Genomic DNA, 24,558 nt, shown 5'->3' with positions numbered 1-24,558 from the left:
TAAATTTTTAGAAAAACTTATCAATCGATATTTTTCAAAATCTTTATCATTCTTTACGTCTATACAATTATGTTATCGATAATTTTAAACGATTGCATTTTAACAATGCGATTATGTGATAAAAACGTCTTGTAAAATTTATGAGCTGTTATGAATGATAACTGCTTTACATTTCATTTGAATGCTCTCATGCGTTATAATATTGGCATCATGATTTGCTTTTTATGCTCTCTTTATAGATGGCTATTGTTTGTAAAAAATAGTCAATTGAATCGTGCATAAAAGTGTGGATTCACATAAAATAAATACACTCAAGATATTGATTTTATTGTATTTTATACAATATGGTGCCATATTCCTACGCCTTCAGCAATTTTCAAAGAGGTTGTAAGAGCAATACCAGTACTATTTATTGTTACTAAATTGTTCATAATATTGATTCCTTTTTTCTATAAATCATGTATCCAGAGCTAGAAAAACTGAACCAATGTAGTCTCTTCGTATCTTTAGGTTACCCTTGGATATACACACGAAGCTCCTGAACAAAAAAACTGTTTATGGTGGATAATAGATCTTACGAGATACTGCTGATCCAATTGGTTAAGAGTTTTTCTAAACCTATTTCAGAGTAGCAAAAGATTTTGATTCAAAACGCGCGCTTATTGTTGATCCTTTTGTAAAGGTAAATCGTGATGGAGAAATCATAGAACAGCCGGCAAGTGCGGCGGTTGCTGGTGTCATTGCCAAAACAGATTTTACACATGTTTTTTGGCATTCCCTATCAAGCAAAATGCGAAAGCGTGACACTGCCAAATTTAAGTTTGGTTGTTGAGGAGTATCGCGGTGGTGGCATGGATAGCTCTCTTGAGATTGATCTTGGGCTTGAAACACTCATCCTCACTATGACCATTTCTGATTGTTCTCCAGAACTAATGGCACTGTTAGGGCGCTCTGATGTGAACATTTCATTACGAAATTCAATGCAAGCACAAGGCAGCATACTCTTTTTATCGCATGTAATTTTTTGTTTTTACTCATATTTTTAAATTTATAGGACGTATGAATAAAAGTAAGGGGATAGAATTTTAAAACTTCCTTTGAGCAATCTTGAGGATAAATATCATTTTAATAATTATACCAAAGCCATAAAATTCTTTTTATATTCTACAGTAATATTAAAATATAAAATATCTTAACTATCAAAAAAAGCTAAAATGAATTCTTTTATACTCTATCAATTAAATATAGATAATATGTAATTGTATAAATATAAACATAAATCAGAATATACATGTATTAATTTATAAAATATTGATACTATACTGTTTCAAAAATTATTCTGATTAAATGAATAATCGGATGTAACAGTTCTATTGAATAAAAAATTTACCTGATCATCATAAAATGTATTTGTTGAAAAAAAACAGTAGGAAAAATAACAATAGATTATTCTTTCTAAAAACACGCTTGCTTAGACGCTCTTGCAATAGATGATAAACATAAAATAAGAGCGCATAAAGCAAAATAGTATATTATATTCATATCTTTTTATTATTGTCTTATTAATAAATAATACATAATATAATAATATTTAATACATATATTGCAATAAACATAACACAAAACAATAAAAATTTACTGAAATTAATATTACTATTTGTATTTAATAAAATAATTAAATATAATGAAATAAATTTATTTTAAATAAAAAAATTAAAATCTTTTTATCATCAGAAATAGCTCGTTATGGTTATATCTATTAAATAATATTTTATATTATCCCTTTTTTAGACGCTCATTTAGATAGCAATATAATAAGATTATTCTATTCTCTATTATTTCTCTCTTCTTTATCCTAAATATATCGCAATATAAAACCTTCTTTCACCGCAAAAGCTATCTTTTGGGTACAATGAGAGGAACAGATTTTTTAACTGTAAGTGCTACAAAGGATGCAATCAATACTTTCAGAAAATCGCCAATCAAAAAACCTAAGGAACTTGTTAAAGCTGTCAGCAAAGAAATCTGAGTAATATAAGCCATCCAAGGAATTCCAAAAAGAAAAACAATCCCAACTCCACCGACAGTATTTATTATAAACAATGTAATAAAATTTAACCGTCGCCAAAACAACTCGACCATAAAACCAATAAAAAATGCTGCAAATGGAAAACCTATCAGATAACCACTCGTAGCTCCTAAAAAAACACTAATTCCTCCATGTCCACCAGCTAATAGAGGCAGTCCAATAGCTACAAGCACAAGAAAAAGAAGAGATGCTAAGCCTCCTCTTTTTGCTCCGAGTATAGATCCTGCTAACATCGGGCCCATTGACTGAGCAGTAATAGGAGTCCCAAGCAAGAAAGGAAGAAAAATAGGAGGGAAAAGTCCCAAAATTGCGTAAATTGCTGCAAATAAAGCAATATAAGTTAGATCTTTTGTATTCATTGAATTATCCCCTTACTATGAATAACTTTATTATCGTCAAATATTTTATCATCAAAATCAGCATCATAAGAACGTGCTTCTAGTGCTTCAGCAACTTCTGAAGCCATCCTTATTGTTCGTATAATTAATGGCATTGCAAGAGCAGTAATGTTCGTATCAAATCCACGTGCCCGCTGTGCTTCACGCACCTCATTGAATTTTTCACTAACAACCGGAATGAACCTGATTGCCATAGATAACACCATACTAAATTTTGATGGATTTATACCAAAGCGTTGAAATGGTTGAATCCATGTTTCAATTGCATTCACCATATCTGAAACTTTAGTTGTTAAAGACACAAGAGATGCCAAAAAAACAAGAGAAATTAAACGCAATATAACCTCAAAACCAGTAAGCCAACTTTTAAAAATAACTTGAAAAACAAATATAAGTACTAAAAATAAAATCATAGATTTAAGTTGTTTTAAAATATTGTTGAAGGGAATCTTCGCAATTCCATACAACAAAGCTACAAACAATAAAAACAACGAGAGCACAAATACAGATGAAACCATAAATATAATAGTTCCACATAAAGTCAGAAACACCAACTTAATCTCTGGTTTAAGCCGATGGATAAGTGTATCCTTAGGAAGATATAAGCCGATCAAGACATTCTTCTCATATATTCTTTGATGGCAACACAAGGTACATCATCAACAGCTATTTTCCCCCTATCAAAAATGAGCACTCTATCAAAGTTTCTGAGAAATTCCAAATCATGTGATACGACAAGCGCCGTTTGTGATAATTCCTCTATAACTTGTGTAATACGACGCTTATTTCGCAAATCAAGCAATGTCGTTGGCTCATCAAAAATAATATAATCAGGTTTCATCGCCACTACACCCGAAATGGCAATCAATTGTTTTTGTCCACCACTTAATAAATGAACCGCATGATTTCTGAAAGCTTGGAGATCATAGCGCTGTAAAATTTCATCTACACACTTCTGAATTTCATCTTTGCTAAGTTTTAGATTTTTGAGACCAAAAGCTAAATCTTCTTCTACTAATGGTAAAACAATTTGATTATCAGGATTTTGAAAAATAAACCCTACTTTACGCTTCACTGCCTTTGCATCTTGCTTTGTATCAAGCCCATCAACGCTTACAAAACCATGAGATGGTAACTGCAACCCATTGATAAGACGAACAAATGTACTTTTTCCAGAACCATTTGCACCAATAATAGCGATTCGCCTTTCTGTAAGCTCTACAGTGATATCTCTTAAAACGCACAAATCACCAAAAATTTGTGTGACATTATTAAATTTTATGATCCCCAAGACTTCATCCAATCACGCCCCTTATATTACCCAAACGTTATCTCTTAAGCTTATAGCCTAAAAGCAAAAGCAAACACCACAGAGGAATGATAATAACCGATAAGCTCATATCAGGCATCTGCGCAGGAATATATGATTCAATAAAGGTTGTTCTAATTCCTAACATATCGAAAATTTGAACCATTAATCCATCTTTTCCAAAGCCACTTAAAAACATAATCAAAAATAATAAAGCGAGAAAGAAGATGCAAAAATAGTTAGCGTAAGGATACAGACCAAACGGATAAATAAATGATCCTTCTTTGTCCTTATGTGCTCTTCTAAACTTTAAATGAACAATAACAATAATAGCCCAAGTAATAACTGCTGCCGCAGTTGCAAGAGCCATAATCCGCATAAAACTATTATCGGGAACAAGAACATTAACAACAACAATTATCGCAGTACACAACGATGAAAAAAGGATAGCAATATAAGGAATATGAGCAGCATTAAGCTTCCCAAAAATACGTGGTGCATTTTTTTGTATTGCTAAACTATAAAGCATACGACCATTGGAATAAATACCACTATTATAAACCGAAATAGCAGCCATAATCACCACAAAATTCAAAATATGTCCAGCTGCGGGAATTCCAACGGTTGTAAAAATGGTGACGAAAGGACTACCATCTTTTCCAATTGTATTCCACGGACTTATCATCATAATGACGCTGATAGAACCAATATAAAAAATAATAATCCTCCACATTACTTTACGAATAGCAATGGGTATTGTCTTTTGTGGATTTGATACCTCTCCAGCAGCAATACCAATTAATTCTGTTCCTCCAAAAGAAAACATCACTACGCATGTAGCCAAAATAACTCCTGTTGCACCATAAGGAAAAAAACCGCCATGGGTCCAAAGATGATGAATGCCCACTTGATATCCATCTATTCCGGTGAGAATGAGAAAAATTCCAAAAATAATCATACCAACAACGGCAACCACTTTAATCAAAGCTAAGAAAAATTCAAACTCGCCATAAAAACGAACATTCAACAAATTAATCAAGGTTACAAGCAAAAGAACAATGAGAGATGACTTCCAATGATCAATCAAAATCCAATAATCAAGGTAAAACCCCACAACGGTAAGTTCAGTCATACTAACAAGAATATAAAGAAACCAATAATTCCAACCTGTTATAAAACCAGCTAAACTCCCCCAATATTTATAGGCAAAAAAACTAAAGGCACCTGATGTTGGCTCTTCTACTGACATCTCACCAAGCATTCGCATGATGAAATAAATAATAAGTCCTCCCAAAAGATATGCTAGAATAGCTGAAGGGCCAGCTAATTTTATAGACTCTGTTGACCCATAAAAAAGACCTGTTCCAATAACCCCGCCTAAAGCAATCATTTGAATATGACGATTTTGAAGATTACGCTTCAACTCATTGTTTTTTTCCTCGAACATCATTCCTCCCACATTATCTTTATTGAATGTAATCTAATTTTTCGAGATAAAACAACCCTCGTTTTTATGCAACTTTTTCAAAAAAAGACAAGAAAGACGTAAACTTTTTTTGATCATAACGCAACCCATTATTTTCGTATGCATTATGTAAACATTCCGTTAAAATTATAGGAAGAAATATGCTCCGTCCTTTATTCAAATTAATGGCTTTTATTTTCTTTACACTAACAATTATAACACTCGTTATTGATAGTGCACACTCTGTGAGCACATCACATTGGGTCACAACCCCTTTCAATAAAATGCTAGCAAACCTTCTACAAACAGATATCTATCGTTTTAACCAGTCTCTATATAATAGCATACCAACTTTCTTATCTCCAATTTGCATTAATCTTACTTGTTTACCAGCATGGTCTATCTTAGGTGCTTTTGCACTAATATGTTGTATCTTGAGTAATGAACAACAAAAACATTTTCATAAAATATCATATACAGAAGAATATATTTGATTTTTATAAGCTTCTTCTAGTATCTATATACTATATACACTCAATACGTTTTAGAGAATTTAATCCTACAAGATAGCTGAGAATTATTTTGTTAAGAAGAGTAAATGAATTACCCATAATCACTCATTTAGCTCTCTAAAAGTTTTTTCGTTTTTCAGCATCTAAATCATATATAGGGCTTGTCTTCCCATAATATCCATCCCTTATAAGATTTAATTTTTTTGAAAAAATGAAGGAAAATTCAATCTTATAAAAACTGTGCTCCATATCTAAAAGAGTAGACAGTAAATGACTGTAAATAAAAAAATTTGAAAGCTTTCCCAAAATACCTAATCTCTCTATTGATGAAAAGATGACAAAACATCTTCGGAAACACCCTGTTCTTCTAAATCTGAAAACCTCCTCATTAAAATATTAAGTTTTTTGGATATCTCATTTAAACTTTTCCATTGATCAGTTACCACGCAAGAGAGCTCATCAATCAATTTTTCTTGATAAGCTAGTTTTGTTTCTAATTCTATCAGCCTATTTTCAACAGACATAGCTTTTACTCCATCTTAAATAGAAAAATGTATTTAATTCATTATGTCACTACTTTTATTCTCATTTCTATAAAAATAAAAAATAACTTTTCTACTCATTTTACTGATCTTATCTTTATCTCATAAAGGTTGATGATGCCTTTTTATTCCCTCAATTTCTTGTTCAATAAACTTCTTCATTTTCATAGAAGGCAACAGATGTTTTTATCTTTATGAAAAATCTTAACTTCTCATTCTGCTCCAAAGATGCATTTTAATAATATTATCAGCTTGAGAGTGGTCTTAAATTGCAAAGCACTTTAAGAGGATAAAGATTAAAAAAATACTGTTCTGCTCTTACCCTTTGCGCCCCTCCTCCTACCTCAAGTATTAAAGCACCTTAGTAAATTATTGAAAAGATGCATACTTGCTTTTGCGCGAACTTTTGGCTAATGAATACACAAATCGATGCCGTATTAGCTCAGTTGGTAGAGCACATCATTCGTAATGATGGGGTCGCTGGTTCGAATCCGGCATGCGGCACCATATTATTATCATAATATATTGAAATATATAATCTTTTTCTTAATGTAGCTTGCCACTAGGTTTTGCACAATTTGACACCAGGTTTTGCAGCAATTTATTTTTTTCATAGAGTTTTTAAGCGGTTTTAAAGAAGTTTTAAGAGGTGTTTAGAACGGCTTTTATGAGTTCTTATTTTTCTCTACCCAGAATCACAATTTGAGATGTTTCATTTCTTCCAGCAATCCGCTTATTTGACACCTAAAATCTGTAAAACATGCATGCAGAGACCAACAAATTTTGTATCATTTGCATCATATATTGTAAAAATAACCTCATTTTCAAAGGATTTTCATTTTTTTAAAGGGCTCTCAAAGGGTCTTCAAAGGCCTTTCAAAGGTCACTTATTGCCTCTTTTAGGGGAATTGAATAATCGTTTCTTCCTATCCCAAGCATATTACTAAAAAGAGAAAAAGCATTTGAGCAATTGGGGCAACTTGACCCTATTGCTCTTTAGCATGCAATTGTGCAATGTTTGCACTATTGTTGGTGTAAGGAATTGGGTAAACATTACCCTATTGCTCATCTTCACGCACTTGGTGCAACCTACACCAATTTCTTCAAATGCCTATCATCATCAATCAAAAGGTCAAGTTGACCCTTTGATTTTTTATCCCCTTCACACTTTATATATTGTGATTTAAAAATGCATTATCGCTTCCTTGAGCAATTGGGGCAACTTGCACCTATTGCATGATAACAAATAATTCGGTCAACTTGACCCTATTTCTCATCAGCAAACCAAAGTGCAATGTTTCCACTTTGATTCACATGCGCATCACCGATCAAAGGGTAAACTTTACTTTTTGATTTTCTCATTCTAGGAGCTATCCTCTTCCCATGGCTGTTTTCCCTTTTCTGGTGCCTCTAAGGTGATTTCTGTGGTATAGCCGCTTTGTTTCTCATAGCGGTGGGTGACGGTTGCGGCTTTCCATGCTCCATTGATTTGCTCGCGGAACCCTTGCAAAATGAGAGGTTGATCGGCCATGATTTCTGGACGCCCCTCTAAAGCCAAAGAACCACTGCCCATACCACGACAAAGCCGGTCCGATTCTGATGCGGCAGCAGCCAAAGCTTCCTCTCTGCAAGGATAGCAACCACGCAAACGCCGTGTGGGGCCTTGGAGATTCGTTTGATATTTGACAGACAGCTGTTTTCCTTGCGAGCGATCAAAATAGGTTGATTCAACGCTGCCATATTGGGTGCGTGGCTCGAGGGTAAATTCCCAACTGGAACAATCATGCTTGGAAAGAGTGATTGCCGGTAAATTGTTGCCGCTTAAAAATAAAAACTTATTGTCTTTGATAAAAAAACGTGCCTGCATACGCTCCGCAAGGCGGGTTAAAAAATCAATTGTCGACTGATTGGTGCGCACCACATAAGGCAAGGTTTTGCTATAAAACTCTTGGTCGACTTTGGCTTGATAACCATGACGCTTGGCTAAGCTTTCGACAATCTCACCAATGGTTTGATTGTCAAAATGCTCACTTATCTGTTCTTTGAGTTCACCACGCATCGAAGCGCTTTTGCCGCAAAGGCGCAAAACCTCTCCATCACTGCCCCCGATACTGACAACCGATTCGACAACAAAACGCCCCATAACAGCACTGATGCTGTCCTGATAACCAAACATCACCTGCAGGGTGCTGTTCTTTTGCGGAATCTCTAAATCATTGTCCCTATCATCAAACTCCGCTTCAAAACGATCGACTTCATTGCCGGCATGATCGGTAATGGTGGTGCTAAGAAGACGCTGGTAGAAAACCTCATGGACGGCTTTTTCTCCCACCTTAACCACAATAAAAGGAGTGCTCCGCCTTAATCCCATAACCGCTTCACTCTGCTTTGAGGAGGAACAAAGACAAATTCAGGCAAAGTGATCTCTAAACCCCGTGGCAAAACAGCACCATATTGGGCAATCCCTGAATTGGCTCTCAAGGTGGCTTCTAAATAGCCCTCTAAGAATCCAGCCTGTTGACGGTCTCCTAACACCGCCATGGCATGTTGAAAGCAAATCAGATCGAGACTGAGATCTTCTAACTCTACAACAATGTGCTTTACTGGTAGCTTCATAGCTGTCGTCCCTCTTGGAAATATCCTTGCGGTTTGCCCCCATCAAAAAAGGGCACCAGACTGATGGAATAACGGATACGCTGCGATTGACCAGAGCGACTGATATAATCGTGGTCTTTGGTGATCGAGGTGATCACCACGGGACCATGGAATATGGCACTATAGCTTATATCATTGACCCAACGAAGCATCTGCACCGGTTTTGCTGCTCTAATGGTCATGGTGAGTGCATCGATGGCTACACGATCACCAAACTCTTCTGGAAACCACACGCCATGGATGGTTTTGGCATCATTGCCATAGCCGGTAAATTGCAAGCTGGGGGCTTTGCCAAAACGCTCCATAGACACCCATGAGGCGGAAAACTCTTCCTCAAAGGATTGGAAATTCAGCCAATCGACATAAAACTGATGCGGACCCAGCATCATCAAAGGATCTTTCATTTTCCCCCTCCCCTCATTGCTTCTCCCCCCTTATTCTGTCCCGCCATGCAAGGCATTGGCTTTTGCCCGTTGGAGGGCATGACTTACCGCACGTCCTGTAGCAAGAGGATCACGCGCCCCATTGACATGCACCGTGACATTTTGATGGTGATAAACGGATGCGCTCTGCTTGTTTTTGTCCGTTGCCTGCGTTGTCACAGGGCTGGTTTGCGAGTGACCGGCAAATTGTACAATTGGCTGCAAAGCTGTTTTGCCACCAAGCCAACTGGGCAAAATGAAACATGTTAGAGATATCAATCGAACCAATCCATCCTTTGATGCGACCAGATAAAGATTTAAAAAAATCAGTCAACTTTGTGATGGAGGACAGAAAGCCATCGACAATCCCATTGGCTAGATCTTCTCCGGCCTGTTCCATACCCGCCTTGGCTTCTTCTGAGAGCTTTTCGCGGGCAAAAAAGCTTCCCAACCAGCTCCAAAAATTGGCAATGCTTTGCTTAAAACCCTCCCATATATTGCCAAACCACTCGCCAACAGCGCTAAGCTCCTGTTTGAACTTTTGCCAATGTTCAGAGAAATCAAAGGCAGCAGCAAGGGTGTTTTTCCACTTAGTAATGGTTGCGGTATCAGCACCAAAAAAGCGCATGACAGCTTCAAAGATACGGCCAAAAGCGTGGACCAGCCCGCGAGCAAAACCTTTGACAAAAGAGGAAAACCGATCCCAATATTTCCACAAGGCAAAACAAGCCGCCATGATCACTGCGACAACAGCGGCAATCAAAGCCCCTATCGGGGAAAAAACAGCACCAACAACAGAAGCAATGCCTGTTGCTACCACTTCTATCACTGTGCCAACCCAGCCAAAAGCAGCAGCAAATGAAGAACTCAAGACCATAAGCTCGCGAAAGGCTGCCACCAATAAAGTCATGGGTCGCAGAAGACGAAGCGTGCTCCCACCAAGAGTTGCCGCCATGAGTCCCAAAGAGCGCCCTGAGATAATTAAACCTCGCCAACTTGTTTTAAGGGCACGACTCACACCACCAATTTTGATCAAAGAGCTCATCAACTGAAGCAAACCAAGGCGTGTGCCAGCCATGGTAAAGCGCAATACCCGCAGAGCAATATTAAAAGCCATCAAGGTGCTAATGGTTTTGACAATCGCACTGGTTAAGGCGGGATGGGCATTGGCCCATGCCATCAAGCCATTGATAAAATTTCCAACACTTTCCATCAAACTGTTGACATGGGGCAACAACACGTTGCCAATGCTAATGCCCAAAGCCACGATGCAGTTTTGCAAAAGTTCAAATTGCCGGATGGCACCGGTTGCTTGTTTATCCGCTTCTTGTTCTACGGATATAATGCATTAATTATGGGTTGTATTCTCTTCTATAAATTGAAAATATTTTTATCTATTTTTTTCAGATCTTGGTTGTTCCTTTTCAAAAAGATGTGGGCTTTCAACAATAAGTTTTTGTCGTGCTTTTTGTAACTGCTGAATGACTTCATCAATTTTTGATGGAGAATAAAAAGATTCTTTGCTATCCAACACATTCTTCTTTTCCTTTCTCTCATAAAAACATTGCATCTGCGATTGAAGCATTCTAATCTCCTGAAAGAAGAGACGTCCAGATTCCTTAAAACCATTATTAAGTAAAAAAAGCTGATCAGAAATCGATACTAAAATTTGTTTTAGAAAACGCTCATTTTCTTGGCGTTTGCGATATTCTAAGATAAGAGCATGGCTTATCTCATCTAGTTGTTTTTTTGTAGAATCAATTTGATGCAATAAATTTGGTTTATCCCCCATATGACCTTCTCTCGCCTTCAAAAGCATATTATGAATATCTAATAACTTAATTGCAGAATGAGATAAATAATCAACCAATGTAGGCGTATCAACATAGCGTTTTCGTGCAACCATCATGAACTCACTAATGACTGTTTACATTCATTCCACTATTCGTTTGTATTTTACAAAGCTATTCTAAAGAAAGTGCTAAAAAATATTATCTGTATTCATTTGTATTTAATAGAAAATTCAATTTTTCTCACACTCAATGTTGCACCGTAGAAGTTAAAAAACGTACAGGTGTATAAAGAATAAGATGGGTTGTTTTCTCCAAAACGGTACTACTATCAGCAAGAAGCGCCTGACTAGGTGATAATTCTGTACCTTGCATAATTTTTGAAGCCAACGAACCTTCTCGAGAAAGAGCCATCAATGTTGGTGAAGATGCAAAAACATTATGCGCTCCACCATCAACATTAGAGACATCAAGAACAGCTATTCCATTTTTACGCAACATTTCAATGTCTGAACCATCTCCCACACGATGATGTCCTCCCGTAAGACGTCCGGAAACAGCGAGCGCTTTATCCGCACGAGAGACTAAAATGGCTGTAGGTTGAGGCAATTTTTTAATATCATTAAGCTGACGTTCAAACACATCAACATCAATATCCGGCGCTGCCATTAAAAAACTTGTAATACGGCGAATAGGTTTACAGTTCCCCTGTAATGCTAAAGTTCTAAATGACTCCATTATAACAAAATTGCCCATAGAGTGCGCAATAACCGAAATCTGATCAGCATTAGTTTCACTGATGACTTTCAAAAGTTCTATCAGTCCATCACGCGCAAAATTAGCGCTATCACGGTCATAAAGATAAAGAGGAACTGATCCAGCAGACGGCCAAGAATAGTGTACGGAAACAACATCCAAAGAGTAATCGTATGAAAATTGTGCTGTACGGAATACACCATCAGCAAAGTTGTTATTATAGCCATGAATAAAAAGAAAAATTTCTCTTTTTCCTTTGGGCTTTTTTGCTAAAGCAGCATTTAATTGCTGCTTAAACTGTTCTTTGTTATCGTATTTTTGTAACGCTACTGCTGCAAAATACTTATCATGGGTAGGTTTATAAGCGTTTATTTCAACAAGACCCTTTACATGTAGCTGAGGGATCCCTACGTCAACGCGGTTATAGTGCACTTTATTTGATCGCTCTGCTCCATAAGGCTGAGAATAGTTATTTTGCATCATACGACTTGTTGCAACATACACTGGAACAACAGTTTTTGGAAGAATCTGCCTATCTTCAACTTCTCTTTGTACTGCAATCATAGACGGTGTTGCGTGGACCCCATGCCAAAGCACAGCACGGGATGTACTACACGCCGTTAATAAAGAAAGACAAACGAAGAATATCAAATACTTTAAAAACACTGTAATTCTCACGACAATACCAAGCAGCCCCAACGAAAAGATCAATCTTTCAAATTTACAGGCAAAAATAACACTTCCATTCTCCCTGAAATAAAGCATCACTAAAAATGCACTAATGGATAATACACGAAGCTCCTACCCACTGCAATGCACAAAAGCACCCCTCTTAGATAGAAAATCTAACTGGTGCGGTCGAGAAGACTCGAACTTCCACGGGTTGCCCCACAGCGACCTCAACGCTGCGCGTCTACCAATTCCGCCACGACCGCACGGAGAAAAAAGTATACTCATTTCTGGCTTTAACAAATCATAAAGCTAGGTACAAGCCTCTTTTTTTTCCTATGATTTTTATTTTCCCTAAATGATTGTAGTGCAATAGACAATACACTTTTTAAATTATAATCTTTGCGTCATCTTTATAAAGTTTTCCTGTACACTTTGATCTTCTTCATAACAACCACGAAAACTTGTTGTAATCGTTGTCGTACCTTGCTTTTGAATTCCTCTCATAGTCATGCACATGTGTTCAGCCTCAATCAAAACCGCAACACCACGAGGCTGTAAATGCACTGCCAAAGCATCAGTTATTTGAGAGGTCATAGCTTCTTGTGTCTGTAAGCGACGAGCAAAAATATCGACAACACGGGCAATTTTTGAAAGGCCAACAATCTTTGAGCCAGGAAAATACCCAATATGAGCTCTCCCAACAATGGGGATCATATGGTGCTCACAATGTGAATAAAAAGGAATATTTTTCATGATTATTGCATCATTGTATCCTGAGACTTCTTCAAAAACTGTATCTAAAATTTCTTCGACAGATTTTCTATAACCAATAAAAAGCTCACGATACGCTTTAGCTACACGTCTTGGAGTGTTGACAAGCCCTTCTCGATTTGGATTTTCCCCCATCCATAATAACAATGTACGAATCGCTTCTTCTACCTCTCCAAAACTAGGAGGCTTTTCAGATGAAAATGGATCTACAAAACCTCCTTTAACAATATCATGCATTTAAAAACTCCAATTTTATCCTCTTCATTTATGCTCTGCAAAGGATTTGCTTCATATCTATTTCATTTTGTATAATCTCTATATAAACGAATGAAAAGGTTAAGCAATCAAAACTCTCAAAATTTCAGGCGACAACTCATGATTGACAGTCTCTACAGTGATAAAATACTTGAATATGCCGCCCATATAAGCAAATTTGGACGTCTTAATAATCCGGATGCAACATCAAAAAAACACGCACGCCTTTGCGGGTCAACAATTACTGTAGATCTAAAAATAAAAAATAATATCGTCACAGAGTTTGCTCACGAAGGACATGCATGTGTGCTAGGACAAGCTTCGGCTTCCCTTTTAGCATCCCATATTATAGGACAAACAACACAAGATCTTAAAATGTTACGTAAAATTATTCATCATATGCTAACGAAAGGTGGACCACCTCCTCAAGCTCCATTTGAAGCATTTTCTTGTTTGCAACCGATTAAAAACTTTAAAGCACGTCATACATCAGTCATGCTTCCCTTTGATGCCGTCATCGATTGTATTGAACAAATTGAGGAAAAATAAATGCTCACATTCCAGCCCCGACAGAAAAACAGGAGAACGCGAAATTATAGAGGGCCTTGGCGAAAAACGCCTGGACGATTATTGGGTATTTTCTTGATATGTTTCTATCAAATAACGCTTTCCAGCCTTATAGGAAATCAATGCCGTCATGCACCAACCTGTTCAGAATATATTTATGAAGCAATCGCACGCCACGGACTATGGGCTGGTGCATGGATGGGATTTTTTCGTATCATACGTTGTGGTCCATTTGGAACATATGGATTTGATCCAGTACCTCCCGCTCTTGAAAAAAGTTGTTGTTTTTATAAACCTTGGCGTTACTGGAAAATTTCTACAAAATACAATAAATAGTTCTTTTCTTTTTCCATGCCTATTGATAAAAAAAGCCTATAAGCTTTAAATTAAATATAATTCAGTTTTCAGGAAACCATCCGCAAGCGTTAGCGGAATTGGATTAAAAGGGTGTTTTATGTCTTGTTCTATTTCTCTTTCTTTTCCTGATGGTTCACAACGTGATTATCCTAGCAAAATGACTGGTTTAGAATTGGCACAAACCATTTCTAAATCACTTGTAAAAAAAGCAGTCGCCTACAATCTCAACGGAATCACTCGAGATCTATCAGATCCATTAGAACAATCTGGTCAAATAGAAATCATCACCCGAGAAGATCCACGTGCTCTTGAACTCATCCGCCATGATTGTGCACATGTGTTAGCTGAAGCAGTGCAAGAACTCTTTCCTGACACACAAGTGACAATTGGTCCTGTCATTGAAAATGGTTTTTATTACGATTTCGCACGCCAACAACCTTTTACATTGGATGATCTCACGATTATTGAGAAAAAAATGCGTGAAATTATTCAACGCAATAAGCCTTTTAAAAAAGAAATTTGGTCTCGTAAAAAAGCAAAAGAGGTTTTTTCTGAAAAGGGCGAACTTTATAAGATAGAGCTTATTGACAGTATCCCTGAAAATCAAGATTTAAAAATTTATTATCAAGGTGATTGGTTTGATCTTTGCCGTGGACCACACATGCAATCTACTGGGCAAATAGGAAACGCCTTCAAACTGATGAAAGTCGCAGGAGCTTATTGGCGCGGTGATTCCAATAATCCAATGCTCACGAGAATTTATGGCACAGCATTTGCCAATGAAAATGACTTAAAAGCTTATCTCCACATGCTAGAAGAAGCTGAAAAACGTGATCATCGCCGCTTAGGACGTGAAATGGATTTATTTCATTTCCAAGAAGAAGGACAAGGAATGATTTTTTGGCATAAAAAAGGCTGGAAAATGTTCCAAAATTTGATCAACTATATGCGTAGGCGTCTAGATGATCATCAATATGCTGAAGTAAATGCACCACAAGTTCTCGATAGATCGCTTTGGGAAATATCTGGACATTGGGGATGGTATAAGGAGAATATGTTCAAAACAATTCCAGCAGCTGAGGATTGGGATGATGAAACTGTTTATGCTCTTAAACCAATGAATTGCCCTGGTCACGTACAAATTTTTAAACATGGTTTAAAATCTTACCGTGATTTGCCTATAAGACTTGCTGAATTTGGTCTTGTCCATCGTTATGAACCTTCAGGGGCTCTCCATGGTCTTATGCGTGCACGCGGCTTTACACAAGATGACGCACATATTTTCTGTACAGATGAGCAGTTAGAAGATGAATGCCTCAATATTAATGATTTAATTTTATCAACTTATGCTGATTTTGGTTTTAAAGAAATCAGCCTTAAGCTTTCAACACGTCCAGAAAAGCGAGTTGGATCTGATGCGTTATGGGAACATGCAGAAAATATCATGAAATCCGTTCTCAAAACTATTGAAACAAAATTTGCCGGACAAATAAAAACCAGTATTCTTCTAGGTGAAGGTGCATTTTATGGTCCAAAATTTGAATATACATTAAAAGATGCTATCGGTCGTGAATGGCAATGTGGAACAACACAAATAGACTTTAATCTCCCAGAACGTTTTGGTGCATTTTATATTGATAAAGATTCAGAAAAACGCCAACCTGTTATGATTCACCGAGCTATTTTTGGATCAATGGAGCGTTTTCTTGGTATGTTAATCGAAAATTTTTCTGGACATATACCACTCTGGCTTGCCCCTGAACAAATTGTTGTAGCAACAATTACATCCGAAGCAAATGAATATGCAAAAAAAATAACAGCGAAACTTAAAGCTGCTGGACTTTCTGCAACATTAGATCTGCGTAATGAAAAAATTAACTATAAAATACGTGAACACTCTTTACAAAAAGTTCCGATAATTTTGGTATGTGGCAAACGTGAATTTGAGACGAACAGTGTAAACATGCGCCGCTTAGGAAGCACAAATCCTGTTTCCTTGTCTACAGAAGAAGCAATTAAGCAACTCACGCAGGAAGCAACACCACCAGATTTACACCGATTAATAAATATCTAAAAAACAACGCTAAAAAATAGAAAGGACCGTTGTTATCGCACTCTATCAAGTACACGTTTACATTCGATTAATTCAAACAGTGTTTCCTGCAACAATGCTTTATCAGTTTTGTCTTTATGCGTATTGACAGATCCAACAGATGCTTCTCCCTCACTCCTCATGAAACTTAAAAGCCCAAAAGAAGATTTTTTAGGCTTATTATGAGAATTTTCAAAAGATTGTCCGGCCTGTTTCTTCTCTATGACAACATTCATAGAATCAAGGTCACCATTACCAAATGCCGTAACAAAAGCAACGCCATTCTCCTTCAAAAGGCGTTGCACGCCTTTTATGGTATAACCCTGATCGTACAACAACCGCTTAATACCATTGAGCAAATCAATATCTGTCGGACGATAATAGCGCCTTCCTCCACCACGTTTCATTGGTTTTATCTGCTGAAAACGCGTCTCCCAGAATCGCAAAACATGTTGCGGAATCTCCAACAACTCGGCTACTTCGCTAATTGTGCGAAAAGCATCAGAGCTCTTATCCATTTTGCCACACCTTATCTAAAACAATACCAATGTTTCGACAATGTCCCATCAATTTTTAATTTTTCAATAAAATTAGCCAAAAAGAGAACCATACTCTCAAACTAAAAAGCCTTTTGTATAAGATAAAATACAAAAATCAGCCGACTCAATCTTTTTAACAAATATCAAAGATTGTAACAGCATTTATTTATGTTATTTTTTGTCTCACACGATGCGAATCCAAAACTCTTTGTTTAAGTACATTTGCAGCTTTAAATGTCACAACACGTCGTGGCGGGATAGGCGCTTCAATACCGGTTTTGGGATTGCGTCCAACACGTTCATTTTTACTTCGAACTTGAAAAGTTGCAAAAGAAGAAAGTTTAACGGCTTCACCCCTCACAAGTGAATTGCAAATTTCATCTAAAACCAACTCAACCAAGGCTGCTGATTCAGTATGTGACAAGCCTACCCTTCTACAAACTACGCTCGCTAAATCTGCACGCGTTACTGTCTTACTTGTCATTATAACCACCTATTTAAAAATTAAAAATTACAAAATGACTTATACGTTTTATTCAAATATGGTCAAGCGACTACAATCTACCAACGAATAAGAATTGCTCCCCACGTAAACCCACCTCCCATAGCTTCTAACATAACAAGATCTCCTTTTTTAATTTTTCCCTCATGAACAGCCATTGTTAATGCTAAAGGCACTGATGCCGCAGATGTATTACCGTGTTGATCAACAGTAATCACAACTTTATCGATAGCAATTCCTAATTTTTTAGCTGATGCTTCAATAATACGTTTATTGGCCTGATGAGGTATAAACCAATTTAATTGTAAAGAATCTATACCAGCATCTGCAAAACAATCATCAACCACATCGGTTATCATACCAACAGCATATTTAAAAACTTCTCGTCCTTCCATACGTAAATAGCCCGTTGTTTGTGTTGTCGAAGGACCACCATCAACATAAAGCTTATCTTTATACGCACCATTAGAGCGCAATTTTGTCGCCAATATACCACGATCAAGAGCTATATTACTCTTACTTTCTCGTGCTTCTAAAATAGCAGCTCCTGCACCATCACCAAATAAAACACATGTGGTGCGATCTTTCCAATCTACAATTCGAGAAAACGTATCAGATCCGATAACTAAAATTCTTTTAGCTGCTCCACAGCGTAAATAAGCATCTCCTGTTGCTAAAGCAAAAATAAAACCAGAGCAAACAGCCTGAATATCAAAAGCAAATCCGTGACTCATTCCTAAAGCATGCTGAATTTCAACAGCAGAAGCAGGAAAAGTGCGGTTTGGCGTTGAGGTTGCTAAAAGAATACAATCAATATCTTTTATTGTTAGCCCTGCATTGATAAGTGCTGCTTGCGCAGCCTCAATTCCTAAAGAAACAGTTGTCTCATTTTCATTGGCAATATAACGTTGTTGTATACCTGTACGCTGCACAATCCATGAATCTGATGTTTCAACAAACTCCGCAATCTCATCATTCGATAAGCTTTTTTTTGGCAAGGCACTTCCTACACCACGCACAACCGATCGAATCATTCATCCCCACCTTTTTTTTTATATTTTTTACTTATACGATAAAAGCTTATCATAATCTCTTCTCATTTATTATTGCTTCACCTTCTTGATCAAAGAGTGTTTCTTTATTCTCGTGAAATCGCCGTAAATCAGCCGTTATTTTTTTTAAAAGCCCATTATGAACCATCTCATAACCAACACGGATAGCAGAAGCAAAACCTTTAGAATTTGCACTCCCATGACTTTTGATCACAACACCGTTCAATCCCAATAATACCCCGCCATTTACCCTATCTGGATCCATTTTGTGTTTCAGCGTCCGAAAAGCACTCCGCGATAAAAAATAACCGAGCGATGAAAAAAAAGAACTGCGCATAGCGGAGTTTAGAATCTCAGCTATCTGTCGCGCAGTCCCTTCTGCGGTTTTTAAAGCAATATTACCAGAAAAACCTTCTGTTACAACAACATCTACCGTTCCCTTACCAATGTCGTTTCCTTCAACAAATCCCTTATACTCTAACCCTTCTAAGTGCACTTCGCGTAATATCATTCCGGCCTTTTTAATTTCATAAAGACCTTTAACCTCTTCAACACCGACATTTAAAAGACCAACACTCGGCCTTTCAGTGTGATAGAGAGCACGAAACATACCTGCGCCCATAACTGCCAAATCAACTAACTGATTAGCAGACGCACCAATCGTTGCACCAATATCTAAAACAATACTTTCACTACGAAGTGTTGGCCAAATACCAGCAATTCCAGGACGTTCAGCCTCTGCCATCATTTTCAAACAAAAATAAGACATTGCCATGAGTGCACCTGTATTTCCCGCAGAAATACAAGCATCAGCATTCCCATTTTTCACTGCTTCAATTGCATACCACATTGATGATTTACCACGCCCATTTCTCAGTGCCTGACTTGGCTTTTCATCCATGCGCGTATAACTTTCCGTAGGATAGAAACGTGAAATGGAAGCTAAAGAAGGGTATTTTTTTAAAACCGGTATCACAACCTCCTCTACCCCATAGAACAGAAAATAAATATTTGGCAAATATTTTTGTACAATTGCTGCTCCTGCAATAGTCGCTTCTGGACCATAATCACCGCCCATTACATCCACAGAAATTCTAATCACGCTTGCATATCCTACATCTTTTTATCTGCGCTTTTAAACGCATATTATGATTTCTTGCTATTGAACAACCACAAAACATACCGTGCAAAAAGAGCTCTGCAGAAAATACTGTTTTTAGAATGCTATACAATAGATAATTTTTTATGTTTTTATAATCACTTCCAACTTTTTAAAACAGAAAATGGCGATAACTTTTGTTCAACTTTTTCTAAATTTTCAATCATATGCATCTCTACCCCCTCTTTGCGTGGATAACGATTAATGGACAACTCAAAAAATTCTTCCATAATGGTACCAATATCAATCTTATCTCCGTAAAATACTTCTGGCGGATCCATCCCCTCCGCATCTAAAAACAATTCTTGTGTATCCTCTGGTATTTTTGGCTTTATCAAATTTGAATTTTCAGGAAGCAAAACAACCTCAATATTTTCACGAAGAATATTTTCTAATGGCTCTAATGTGATGACACATAACTGTATTATACGAGCCCGCAATAGACCTTTTATACGTATCCCGCGCTTTTTCCACGGAAAAATATGAAATTTTCCCTCACAAGATTTCACTTCAACTAAATCGTGATTCTTAGCCAAATGAGCACACTCTTGCTGGTTTGTACAAATAGAAACCTTTATACCTTTAGCAGGGAGAGAACGGACTGATATTGGATAAGCCAAAGCAAATGTCATTTGAGGAATATTTTGAACATTCATTAAGGTCTCCCGAATAGAGGGTGGTATGCACGGCAATTTTATTGAGCCAATGTACATTTTATTCATTTTTTTCTTTTCTAAAGCAACTCTGTATGGCATAATTTACTTTATAACAGGGAAGCTCAATGTAAGCTAGGCAGATTAAGCTAAAATGAGGAAAAACTTGAGGTTGCCTTTTTTCGTATATCTAAGTTATAGGAGATATCATTGTTTCAAATGTCCCAAATAACGGTCTTGGTCAAGCGTAAGTTATTAATTAGTCTGTCAATAGCAAGTATAGTAGCGGTTTCTGGTTGTAGTATTCTTGATACTTCGGGTTCAAGTCAGATATATCAGGAAGGTTACGTCCTTGATAGAGATGCTCTTAATTCTGTTTCCGTTGGATCAAGCCAAGAGCAAGTTATTTTAAGTTTAGGAACTCCTTCTTTAAAAACAAAATATGATAATGAGGTCTTCTATTATATCTCACAAACGCGCTATCGTGCGATGCAATTTATGAAAACAAAAATTATCGACCGTAAAGTTTTAGCTATTTACTTTAATAAGAATAACCAAGTTTCTAAAATAGCCAATTATGGTCTACAAAATGGACAGGTGTTTGATTTTATCACACAAACAACTCCAACCGCTACAAAAGAGCAGCCTTTCTTAATACAAATTATTAAAGGCCCTGCAAATTTGCCAACGCATAATTAAGTTATAACGGCTATAGAAAATTCTATTACTCTCAGAACTGATTGTTACCAGTTCTGAGAAAGGTAGGTTTGCAGGAATATTTTTAGAAGCGAATGCTTTTGGCCATGCTATCAAGAACCGCATTAACCAGCTTTGGCTCATCACCTTCAAAAAACGCTTTTGCTATATCAACATATTCACTCATAACAACAGCAACAGGCACATCTTGGCGGTTGATCAACTCCCATAACCCTGCGCGCAAAATCGCACGGAGTATAGAATCAAGACGTGAAAGTGACCATTCCGCAGAAAGCTGTTGATGAAGCATAGGATCAAGTTGTTTTTGATCTTTTACAACACCAGTGATTATAGCCAAAAACCATTGAAAATCTGCATCAAGATACTGATCTCCATCAATATCTTTTCCTAAACGATAAGCCTTATATTCAGCTGCCGTTTCCATGACTCCAGAACCAACGACATCCATTTGATAAAGTGCTTGAACCGCAGCGAGTCTTGCTGCTCCACGTTTATTGGCTGAACGCGAAGAATATTTGTCTTTTATATCAGCCATATTTAATGATTCTCTCCAAATTTCTTCTTCAGAGCGATCATACATAAAGCAGCTTTAGCAGCAAAACCACCTTTATTTTTTTCATCCTGTTTGGCACGCACCCATGCTTGTTTTGCATCTTCAACAGTCAAAATACCATTTCCAATAGCCAAGTGTTTATGAACAGTTAAATCCATTAATGCACGACAAGAATCATTCGCAACAATTTCAAAATGATACGTTTCACCGCGAATAACACAGCCAAGTGCAATATAACCATCATAAGACACCTTATTATTTTTTTCAGCAAACGCTATTGCCGCTGGTATTTCTAATGCTCCTGGAACGGTTACGATATCATAACTTGCTTCAGCTTTTTGCAAAACGTTTACTGCACCTGTAAGAAGTGCATCAGAAATCCCATCATAAAAACGCGCTTCAACAATTAATAGATGCATTTTTTTATGTATCCCTTTTATCATAACAGAATTCCATAAGAAAAATTAACCCAAAAATCTAGACTTATAGAGTGCAAAATTTTAAAAACTGCAACACACTTCAACTTACGTATCTATCCCTTTAAAACCAGAAAACTTTGCAACATAACGAGCCAATGGATCGATTTCTAAATTGACCTGATCGCCAATTTTAGCTTGCCCCCAAGTTGTCATTTCAAGTGTATGACGAATAATAAGAACATCAAAAATACAATCTTCAACACTATTAACGGTTAAAGATACACCATTTAGTGCGATAGAACCTTTACTTACAATAAAAGGGACAAATTGCTTTTGAACTTGTAGAAAAAAACGAACGGCATCCCCTTCATTTTTTTTGTCAATGATTTCAGCTAAACCGTCAACATGACCAGAAACCAAATGTCCCCCCATTTCATCACCTAATCGGAGGGAACGCTCTAAGTTAATGCAAGTTCCTTTTGTCCACTGTACAAGATTCGTTAAACGCAATGCTTCTTCCCAAGCTTCCACAACAAACCAACGCGTATTCGCTTCTTTTGATCCTCTCTCAACGAGAGTCAAACAAATTCCTGAACACGCAATTGATGCACCAATTTTTAAACTCTCCAGTGCATAGCGTGTAGAAATATTTAAACGGACCCCTTTTTTTAAAGATTGGACGTCTTCAATATAACCGATATCCGTTATAATCCCTGTGAACATAATGTCTTACGCCTCCATTTATAAAAACGGTCATTTCCAAACATTCTTGTTTCAACCTTATGGAATTGCGAGAGATAATTTCCAAAATGAGGGGCTTCAACACGGTTTTCTCCCAAAATAACGGGAGCATAAAAGCACACCAAATGATCCACACAACCAGAATTTAAAAATTTTTCTCCTGTCTTTACACCTCCCTCAAGTAAAACGCTATTGATTCCATGTTGATAAAGCATCTGTAAAAGAGCAAAAGGTTGCATACAACCATCATCCATTGTTACCGAATACACAGAGACACCATACTGTTCTAGCGCATTTTTTTGCTTTTCTTTGCAAGGTTTTTATCACAAATAATCCATGTAGGAATTTTTTTTGCTGTTTGAACAACTTTTGCATCAAGAGGAATACATAAATCTGCATCCAAAATAATACGTATGGGCGAACGCATTTCCATCCCTGGTAAACGACAATTCAATTGAGGGTCATCCGCTAGTATAGTGCCAATACCAACAAGAATAGCATTATTCTGAGCGCGTAAAATATGCGTATGGGTATGAGAAATCATTCCACTAATTTTGATTCCCCCCTGTCCCTTTTTCCCCACACCATTATCAGCAGAAATAGCCATTTTCAAAGTAACGGCACAGCGTTGTAACGTCCTTATACACCAATGTGTACATAACGCTTCAAAAGCTTCTTCAGCTAAAACACCTTCAACCACTTCAATACCAGCAGCACGTAAAAGAGCAATGCCACGACCATCAACGCGCTTATCTAAATCAGTCAAAGCAATAACAACCCGTGAAATACCCGCCTCAATAAGAGCATCTACACAGGGTGAAGTTTTACCATAATGCGAACAAGGCTCTAAAGTCACATAAGCAGTAGCACCGTGGGCTAAAGTCCCAGCCATACGTAAAGCCTGTACCTCAGCATGAGGCCTTCCATCGACGGCTGTTACACCATAGCCCACAATAGATGCCCCCGTATCATTCCTTTTTTGCACAATTAACGTACCAACCGAAGGATTCTCACCTGTAAGGCCGACATGACGTTCTGCTAAACGGATAGCAGCGGCCATAAACCGCTCATCTTGTAACTTTTTATTCATCAAAACGAGATTCTGTATCCGTTACACCCTTTGACAACTCGTCTATAATATCGTGAAAATCGCTTGCATTACGAAAATCTCGATAGACAGAAGCAAAACGAATATAGGCAATATCATCAATGCTTTTTAATGCTTCCATCACAAGACAGCCAATTTTTTCTGAAGCAATCTCTGGCTCTCCTAAACTCTCGAGTTGACGGACAATACCAGAAACGGCTCGTTCAATATAGTCGGGATCAATGTTGCGTTTACGCACAGCTACATCAACTGATCGCATTAACTTATCACGATCAAAAAGCTCACATCGACCACTTTTTTTAGAAACCAAGAGCTCACGCAGCTGAACACGTTCAAAAGTTGTAAAGCGACCACCACAAACAGAACAGACTCGGCGGCGGCGGATAACTGCTCCCTCCTCGGCAGGACGAGAATCTCTCACCTGTGTATCTTCATATTGGCAGTAAGGACAACGCATCCCTTT

25 protein-coding genes, 2 tRNA genes and 4 pseudogenes are annotated in these 24,558 nt (G+C 37.3%); 8 read left to right on the top strand and 23 right to left on the bottom strand.

The window, feature by feature from the left end; genetic code table 11:
• Nucleotides 1-631: 631 nt before the first annotated feature.
• Nucleotides 632-793: pseudogene (locus tag NMK50_RS10505) on the top strand (phage tail protein); the annotation flags it as partial.
• Nucleotides 762-998 (top strand): annotated as a pseudogene (locus NMK50_RS04135) (phage major tail tube protein); the annotation flags it as partial. The pseudogenes NMK50_RS10505 and NMK50_RS04135, both read left to right, overlap by 32 nt.
• A gap of 898 nt (nt 999-1,896) precedes the next feature.
• On the opposite strand, the gene NMK50_RS04130 reads toward NMK50_RS04135, so the two are convergent.
• From NMK50_RS04130 to NMK50_RS04115, 4 genes are read right to left on the bottom strand one after another with little or no spacing between them, the layout of a single operon-like run.
• Nucleotides 1,897-2,448 (bottom strand): biotin transporter BioY, encoded by a 552-nt coding sequence (locus tag NMK50_RS04130; RefSeq protein WP_254770976.1) that lies wholly within the window; start codon nt 2,446-2,448, stop codon nt 1,897-1,899.
• A complete protein-coding gene (locus tag NMK50_RS04125; protein WP_254770975.1) occupies nt 2,445-3,101 on the bottom strand; it encodes an energy-coupling factor transporter transmembrane component T family protein in 657 nt (218 codons plus the stop codon). Before NMK50_RS04125 ends, NMK50_RS04130 begins: the two co-directional genes overlap by 4 nt.
• On the bottom strand, nt 3,098-3,778 hold the full coding sequence (locus NMK50_RS04120; RefSeq protein ID WP_254771179.1) for an energy-coupling factor ABC transporter ATP-binding protein: 681 nt from the start codon (nt 3,776-3,778) through the stop codon (nt 3,098-3,100). The genes NMK50_RS04125 and NMK50_RS04120 overlap by 4 nt, the downstream gene beginning before the upstream one ends.
• Before the next feature lie 37 nt (nt 3,779-3,815).
• Nucleotides 3,816-5,243, bottom strand: a complete 1,428-nt coding sequence (locus NMK50_RS04115) for an amino acid permease (protein ID WP_254771178.1) — start codon at nt 5,241-5,243, stop codon at nt 3,816-3,818.
• 179 nt (nt 5,244-5,422) lie between these two features.
• Between NMK50_RS04115 and NMK50_RS04110 the strand changes: the two genes are divergently transcribed.
• A complete protein-coding gene (locus tag NMK50_RS04110; RefSeq protein ID WP_254770974.1) occupies nt 5,423-5,755 on the top strand; it encodes a hypothetical protein in 333 nt (110 codons plus the stop codon).
• Between the two features lie 338 nt (nt 5,756-6,093).
• On the opposite strand, the gene NMK50_RS04105 is transcribed toward NMK50_RS04110, so the two are convergent.
• Nucleotides 6,094-6,297, bottom strand: a complete 204-nt coding sequence (locus tag NMK50_RS04105) for a SlyX family protein (protein ID WP_254770973.1) — start codon at nt 6,295-6,297, stop codon at nt 6,094-6,096.
• Nucleotides 6,298-6,746: 449 nt separating this feature from the next.
• Here NMK50_RS04105 and NMK50_RS04100 point away from each other — a divergent pair.
• A tRNA-Thr gene (locus NMK50_RS04100) sits at nt 6,747-6,822 on the top strand.
• An 856-nt stretch (nt 6,823-7,678) separates the two neighbouring features.
• Here NMK50_RS04100 and NMK50_RS04095 read toward each other — a convergent pair.
• The 8 genes and pseudogenes from NMK50_RS04095 to folE form a co-directional block, all read right to left on the bottom strand.
• Nucleotides 7,679-8,686: a phage late control D family protein gene (locus NMK50_RS04095; RefSeq protein WP_254770972.1), complete on the bottom strand. Its 1,008-nt coding sequence runs from the start codon at nt 8,684-8,686 to the stop codon at nt 7,679-7,681.
• Nucleotides 8,677-8,931, bottom strand: a complete 255-nt coding sequence (locus NMK50_RS04090) for a tail protein X (protein ID WP_254769893.1) — start codon at nt 8,929-8,931, stop codon at nt 8,677-8,679. Before NMK50_RS04090 ends, NMK50_RS04095 begins: the two co-directional genes overlap by 10 nt.
• Complete coding sequence (locus NMK50_RS04085) at nt 8,928-9,374, bottom strand: phage tail protein (RefSeq protein WP_254770971.1); 447 nt, start codon at nt 9,372-9,374, stop codon at nt 8,928-8,930. Before NMK50_RS04085 ends, NMK50_RS04090 begins: the two co-directional genes overlap by 4 nt.
• Nucleotides 9,375-9,404: 30 nt before the next feature.
• Nucleotides 9,405-10,731 (bottom strand): annotated as a pseudogene (locus tag NMK50_RS04080) (phage tail tape measure protein); the annotation flags it as partial.
• A gap of 51 nt (nt 10,732-10,782) precedes the next feature.
• Nucleotides 10,783-11,298, bottom strand: a complete 516-nt coding sequence (locus tag NMK50_RS04075; protein ID WP_254771177.1) for a hypothetical protein — start codon at nt 11,296-11,298, stop codon at nt 10,783-10,785.
• Nucleotides 11,299-11,431: 133 nt separating this feature from the next.
• The gene (locus NMK50_RS04070) at nt 11,432-12,616 is read right to left on the bottom strand and encodes an alpha/beta hydrolase (RefSeq protein ID WP_254770969.1); all 1,185 of its coding nucleotides are present in this window, start codon (nt 12,614-12,616) and stop codon (nt 11,432-11,434) included.
• Nucleotides 12,617-12,788: 172 nt separating this feature from the next.
• A tRNA-Leu gene (locus NMK50_RS04065) sits at nt 12,789-12,873 on the bottom strand.
• A 127-nt stretch (nt 12,874-13,000) separates the two neighbouring features.
• Nucleotides 13,001-13,618, bottom strand: a complete 618-nt coding sequence (gene folE, locus NMK50_RS04060; protein ID WP_254770968.1) for a GTP cyclohydrolase I FolE — start codon at nt 13,616-13,618, stop codon at nt 13,001-13,003.
• A gap of 138 nt (nt 13,619-13,756) precedes the next feature.
• On the opposite strand from folE, the gene NMK50_RS04055 reads away from it, so the two are divergent.
• The 3 genes from NMK50_RS04055 (at nt 13,757) to thrS (ending at nt 16,634) form a co-directional block, all read left to right on the top strand.
• On the top strand, nt 13,757-14,185 hold the full coding sequence (locus NMK50_RS04055) for an iron-sulfur cluster assembly scaffold protein (protein WP_254770967.1): 429 nt from the start codon (nt 13,757-13,759) through the stop codon (nt 14,183-14,185).
• Nucleotides 14,186-14,539 carry a membrane protein insertion efficiency factor YidD gene (yidD, locus tag NMK50_RS04050; RefSeq protein WP_254770966.1) on the top strand — a complete coding sequence of 118 codons (354 nt, stop codon included), beginning with the start codon at nt 14,186-14,188 and terminating at the stop codon, nt 14,537-14,539.
• A 118-nt stretch (nt 14,540-14,657) separates the two neighbouring features.
• Nucleotides 14,658-16,634 carry a threonine--tRNA ligase gene (gene thrS / locus NMK50_RS04045; protein WP_254770965.1) on the top strand — a complete coding sequence of 659 codons (1,977 nt, stop codon included), beginning with the start codon at nt 14,658-14,660 and terminating at the stop codon, nt 16,632-16,634.
• Between the two features lie 32 nt (nt 16,635-16,666).
• Here the strand turns inward: thrS and NMK50_RS04040 are convergent, their stop codons facing one another.
• The 5 genes from NMK50_RS04040 to NMK50_RS04020 all read right to left on the bottom strand — a co-directional run bounded on the left by NMK50_RS04040 (nt 16,667) and on the right by NMK50_RS04020 (nt 20,560).
• Nucleotides 16,667-17,170 carry a MerR family transcriptional regulator gene (locus NMK50_RS04040; protein ID WP_254770964.1) on the bottom strand — a complete coding sequence of 168 codons (504 nt, stop codon included), beginning with the start codon at nt 17,168-17,170 and terminating at the stop codon, nt 16,667-16,669.
• 187 nt (nt 17,171-17,357) lie between these two features.
• Nucleotides 17,358-17,675: an integration host factor subunit alpha gene (locus NMK50_RS04035; protein WP_254770963.1), complete on the bottom strand. Its 318-nt coding sequence runs from the start codon at nt 17,673-17,675 to the stop codon at nt 17,358-17,360.
• A 77-nt stretch (nt 17,676-17,752) separates the two neighbouring features.
• Entirely contained in the window at nt 17,753-18,727 is a 975-nt protein-coding gene (locus tag NMK50_RS04030) for a beta-ketoacyl-ACP synthase III (protein ID WP_254770962.1), read from the bottom strand.
• A 49-nt stretch (nt 18,728-18,776) separates the two neighbouring features.
• Nucleotides 18,777-19,847: a phosphate acyltransferase PlsX gene (gene plsX, locus NMK50_RS04025; RefSeq protein ID WP_254770961.1), complete on the bottom strand. Its 1,071-nt coding sequence runs from the start codon at nt 19,845-19,847 to the stop codon at nt 18,777-18,779.
• A 155-nt stretch (nt 19,848-20,002) separates the two neighbouring features.
• Nucleotides 20,003-20,560 carry a DUF177 domain-containing protein gene (locus tag NMK50_RS04020; protein ID WP_254770960.1) on the bottom strand — a complete coding sequence of 186 codons (558 nt, stop codon included), beginning with the start codon at nt 20,558-20,560 and terminating at the stop codon, nt 20,003-20,005.
• Between the two features lie 216 nt (nt 20,561-20,776).
• On the opposite strand from NMK50_RS04020, the gene NMK50_RS04015 reads away from it, so the two are divergent.
• The gene (locus NMK50_RS04015) at nt 20,777-21,256 is read left to right on the top strand and encodes an outer membrane protein assembly factor BamE (protein ID WP_254771176.1); all 480 of its coding nucleotides are present in this window, start codon (nt 20,777-20,779) and stop codon (nt 21,254-21,256) included.
• A gap of 82 nt (nt 21,257-21,338) precedes the next feature.
• Here NMK50_RS04015 and nusB read toward each other — a convergent pair whose 3' ends face one another.
• The 5 genes and pseudogenes from nusB to nrdR all read right to left on the bottom strand — a co-directional run bounded on the left by nusB (nt 21,339) and on the right by nrdR (nt 24,552).
• Nucleotides 21,339-21,809, bottom strand: coding sequence for a transcription antitermination factor NusB (gene nusB / locus NMK50_RS04010; protein WP_254770959.1), 471 nt, complete (start codon nt 21,807-21,809; stop codon nt 21,339-21,341).
• A 2-nt stretch (nt 21,810-21,811) separates the two neighbouring features.
• Nucleotides 21,812-22,270 (bottom strand): 6,7-dimethyl-8-ribityllumazine synthase, encoded by a 459-nt coding sequence (locus NMK50_RS04005; RefSeq protein ID WP_254770958.1) that lies wholly within the window; start codon nt 22,268-22,270, stop codon nt 21,812-21,814.
• Between the two features lie 81 nt (nt 22,271-22,351).
• Nucleotides 22,352-22,969 carry a riboflavin synthase gene (locus tag NMK50_RS04000; RefSeq protein WP_254770957.1) on the bottom strand — a complete coding sequence of 206 codons (618 nt, stop codon included), beginning with the start codon at nt 22,967-22,969 and terminating at the stop codon, nt 22,352-22,354.
• Nucleotides 22,951-24,077 (bottom strand): annotated as a pseudogene (gene ribD / locus NMK50_RS03995) (bifunctional diaminohydroxyphosphoribosylaminopyrimidine deaminase/5-amino-6-(5-phosphoribosylamino)uracil reductase RibD). The gene NMK50_RS04000 and the pseudogene ribD overlap by 19 nt, the downstream one beginning before the upstream one ends.
• Nucleotides 24,070-24,552 (bottom strand): transcriptional regulator NrdR, encoded by a 483-nt coding sequence (gene nrdR, locus NMK50_RS03990; RefSeq protein ID WP_254770956.1) that lies wholly within the window; start codon nt 24,550-24,552, stop codon nt 24,070-24,072. Before nrdR ends, ribD begins: the two are co-directional and overlap by 8 nt.
• Nucleotides 24,553-24,558 lie beyond the last annotated feature (6 nt).

The organism is Bartonella harrusi (assembly GCF_024297065.1).
GTDB classification, from domain to species: Bacteria; Pseudomonadota; Alphaproteobacteria; order Rhizobiales; family Rhizobiaceae; genus Bartonella; species Bartonella harrusi.
This window is presented reverse-complemented; position numbering and strand designations above follow the sequence as displayed.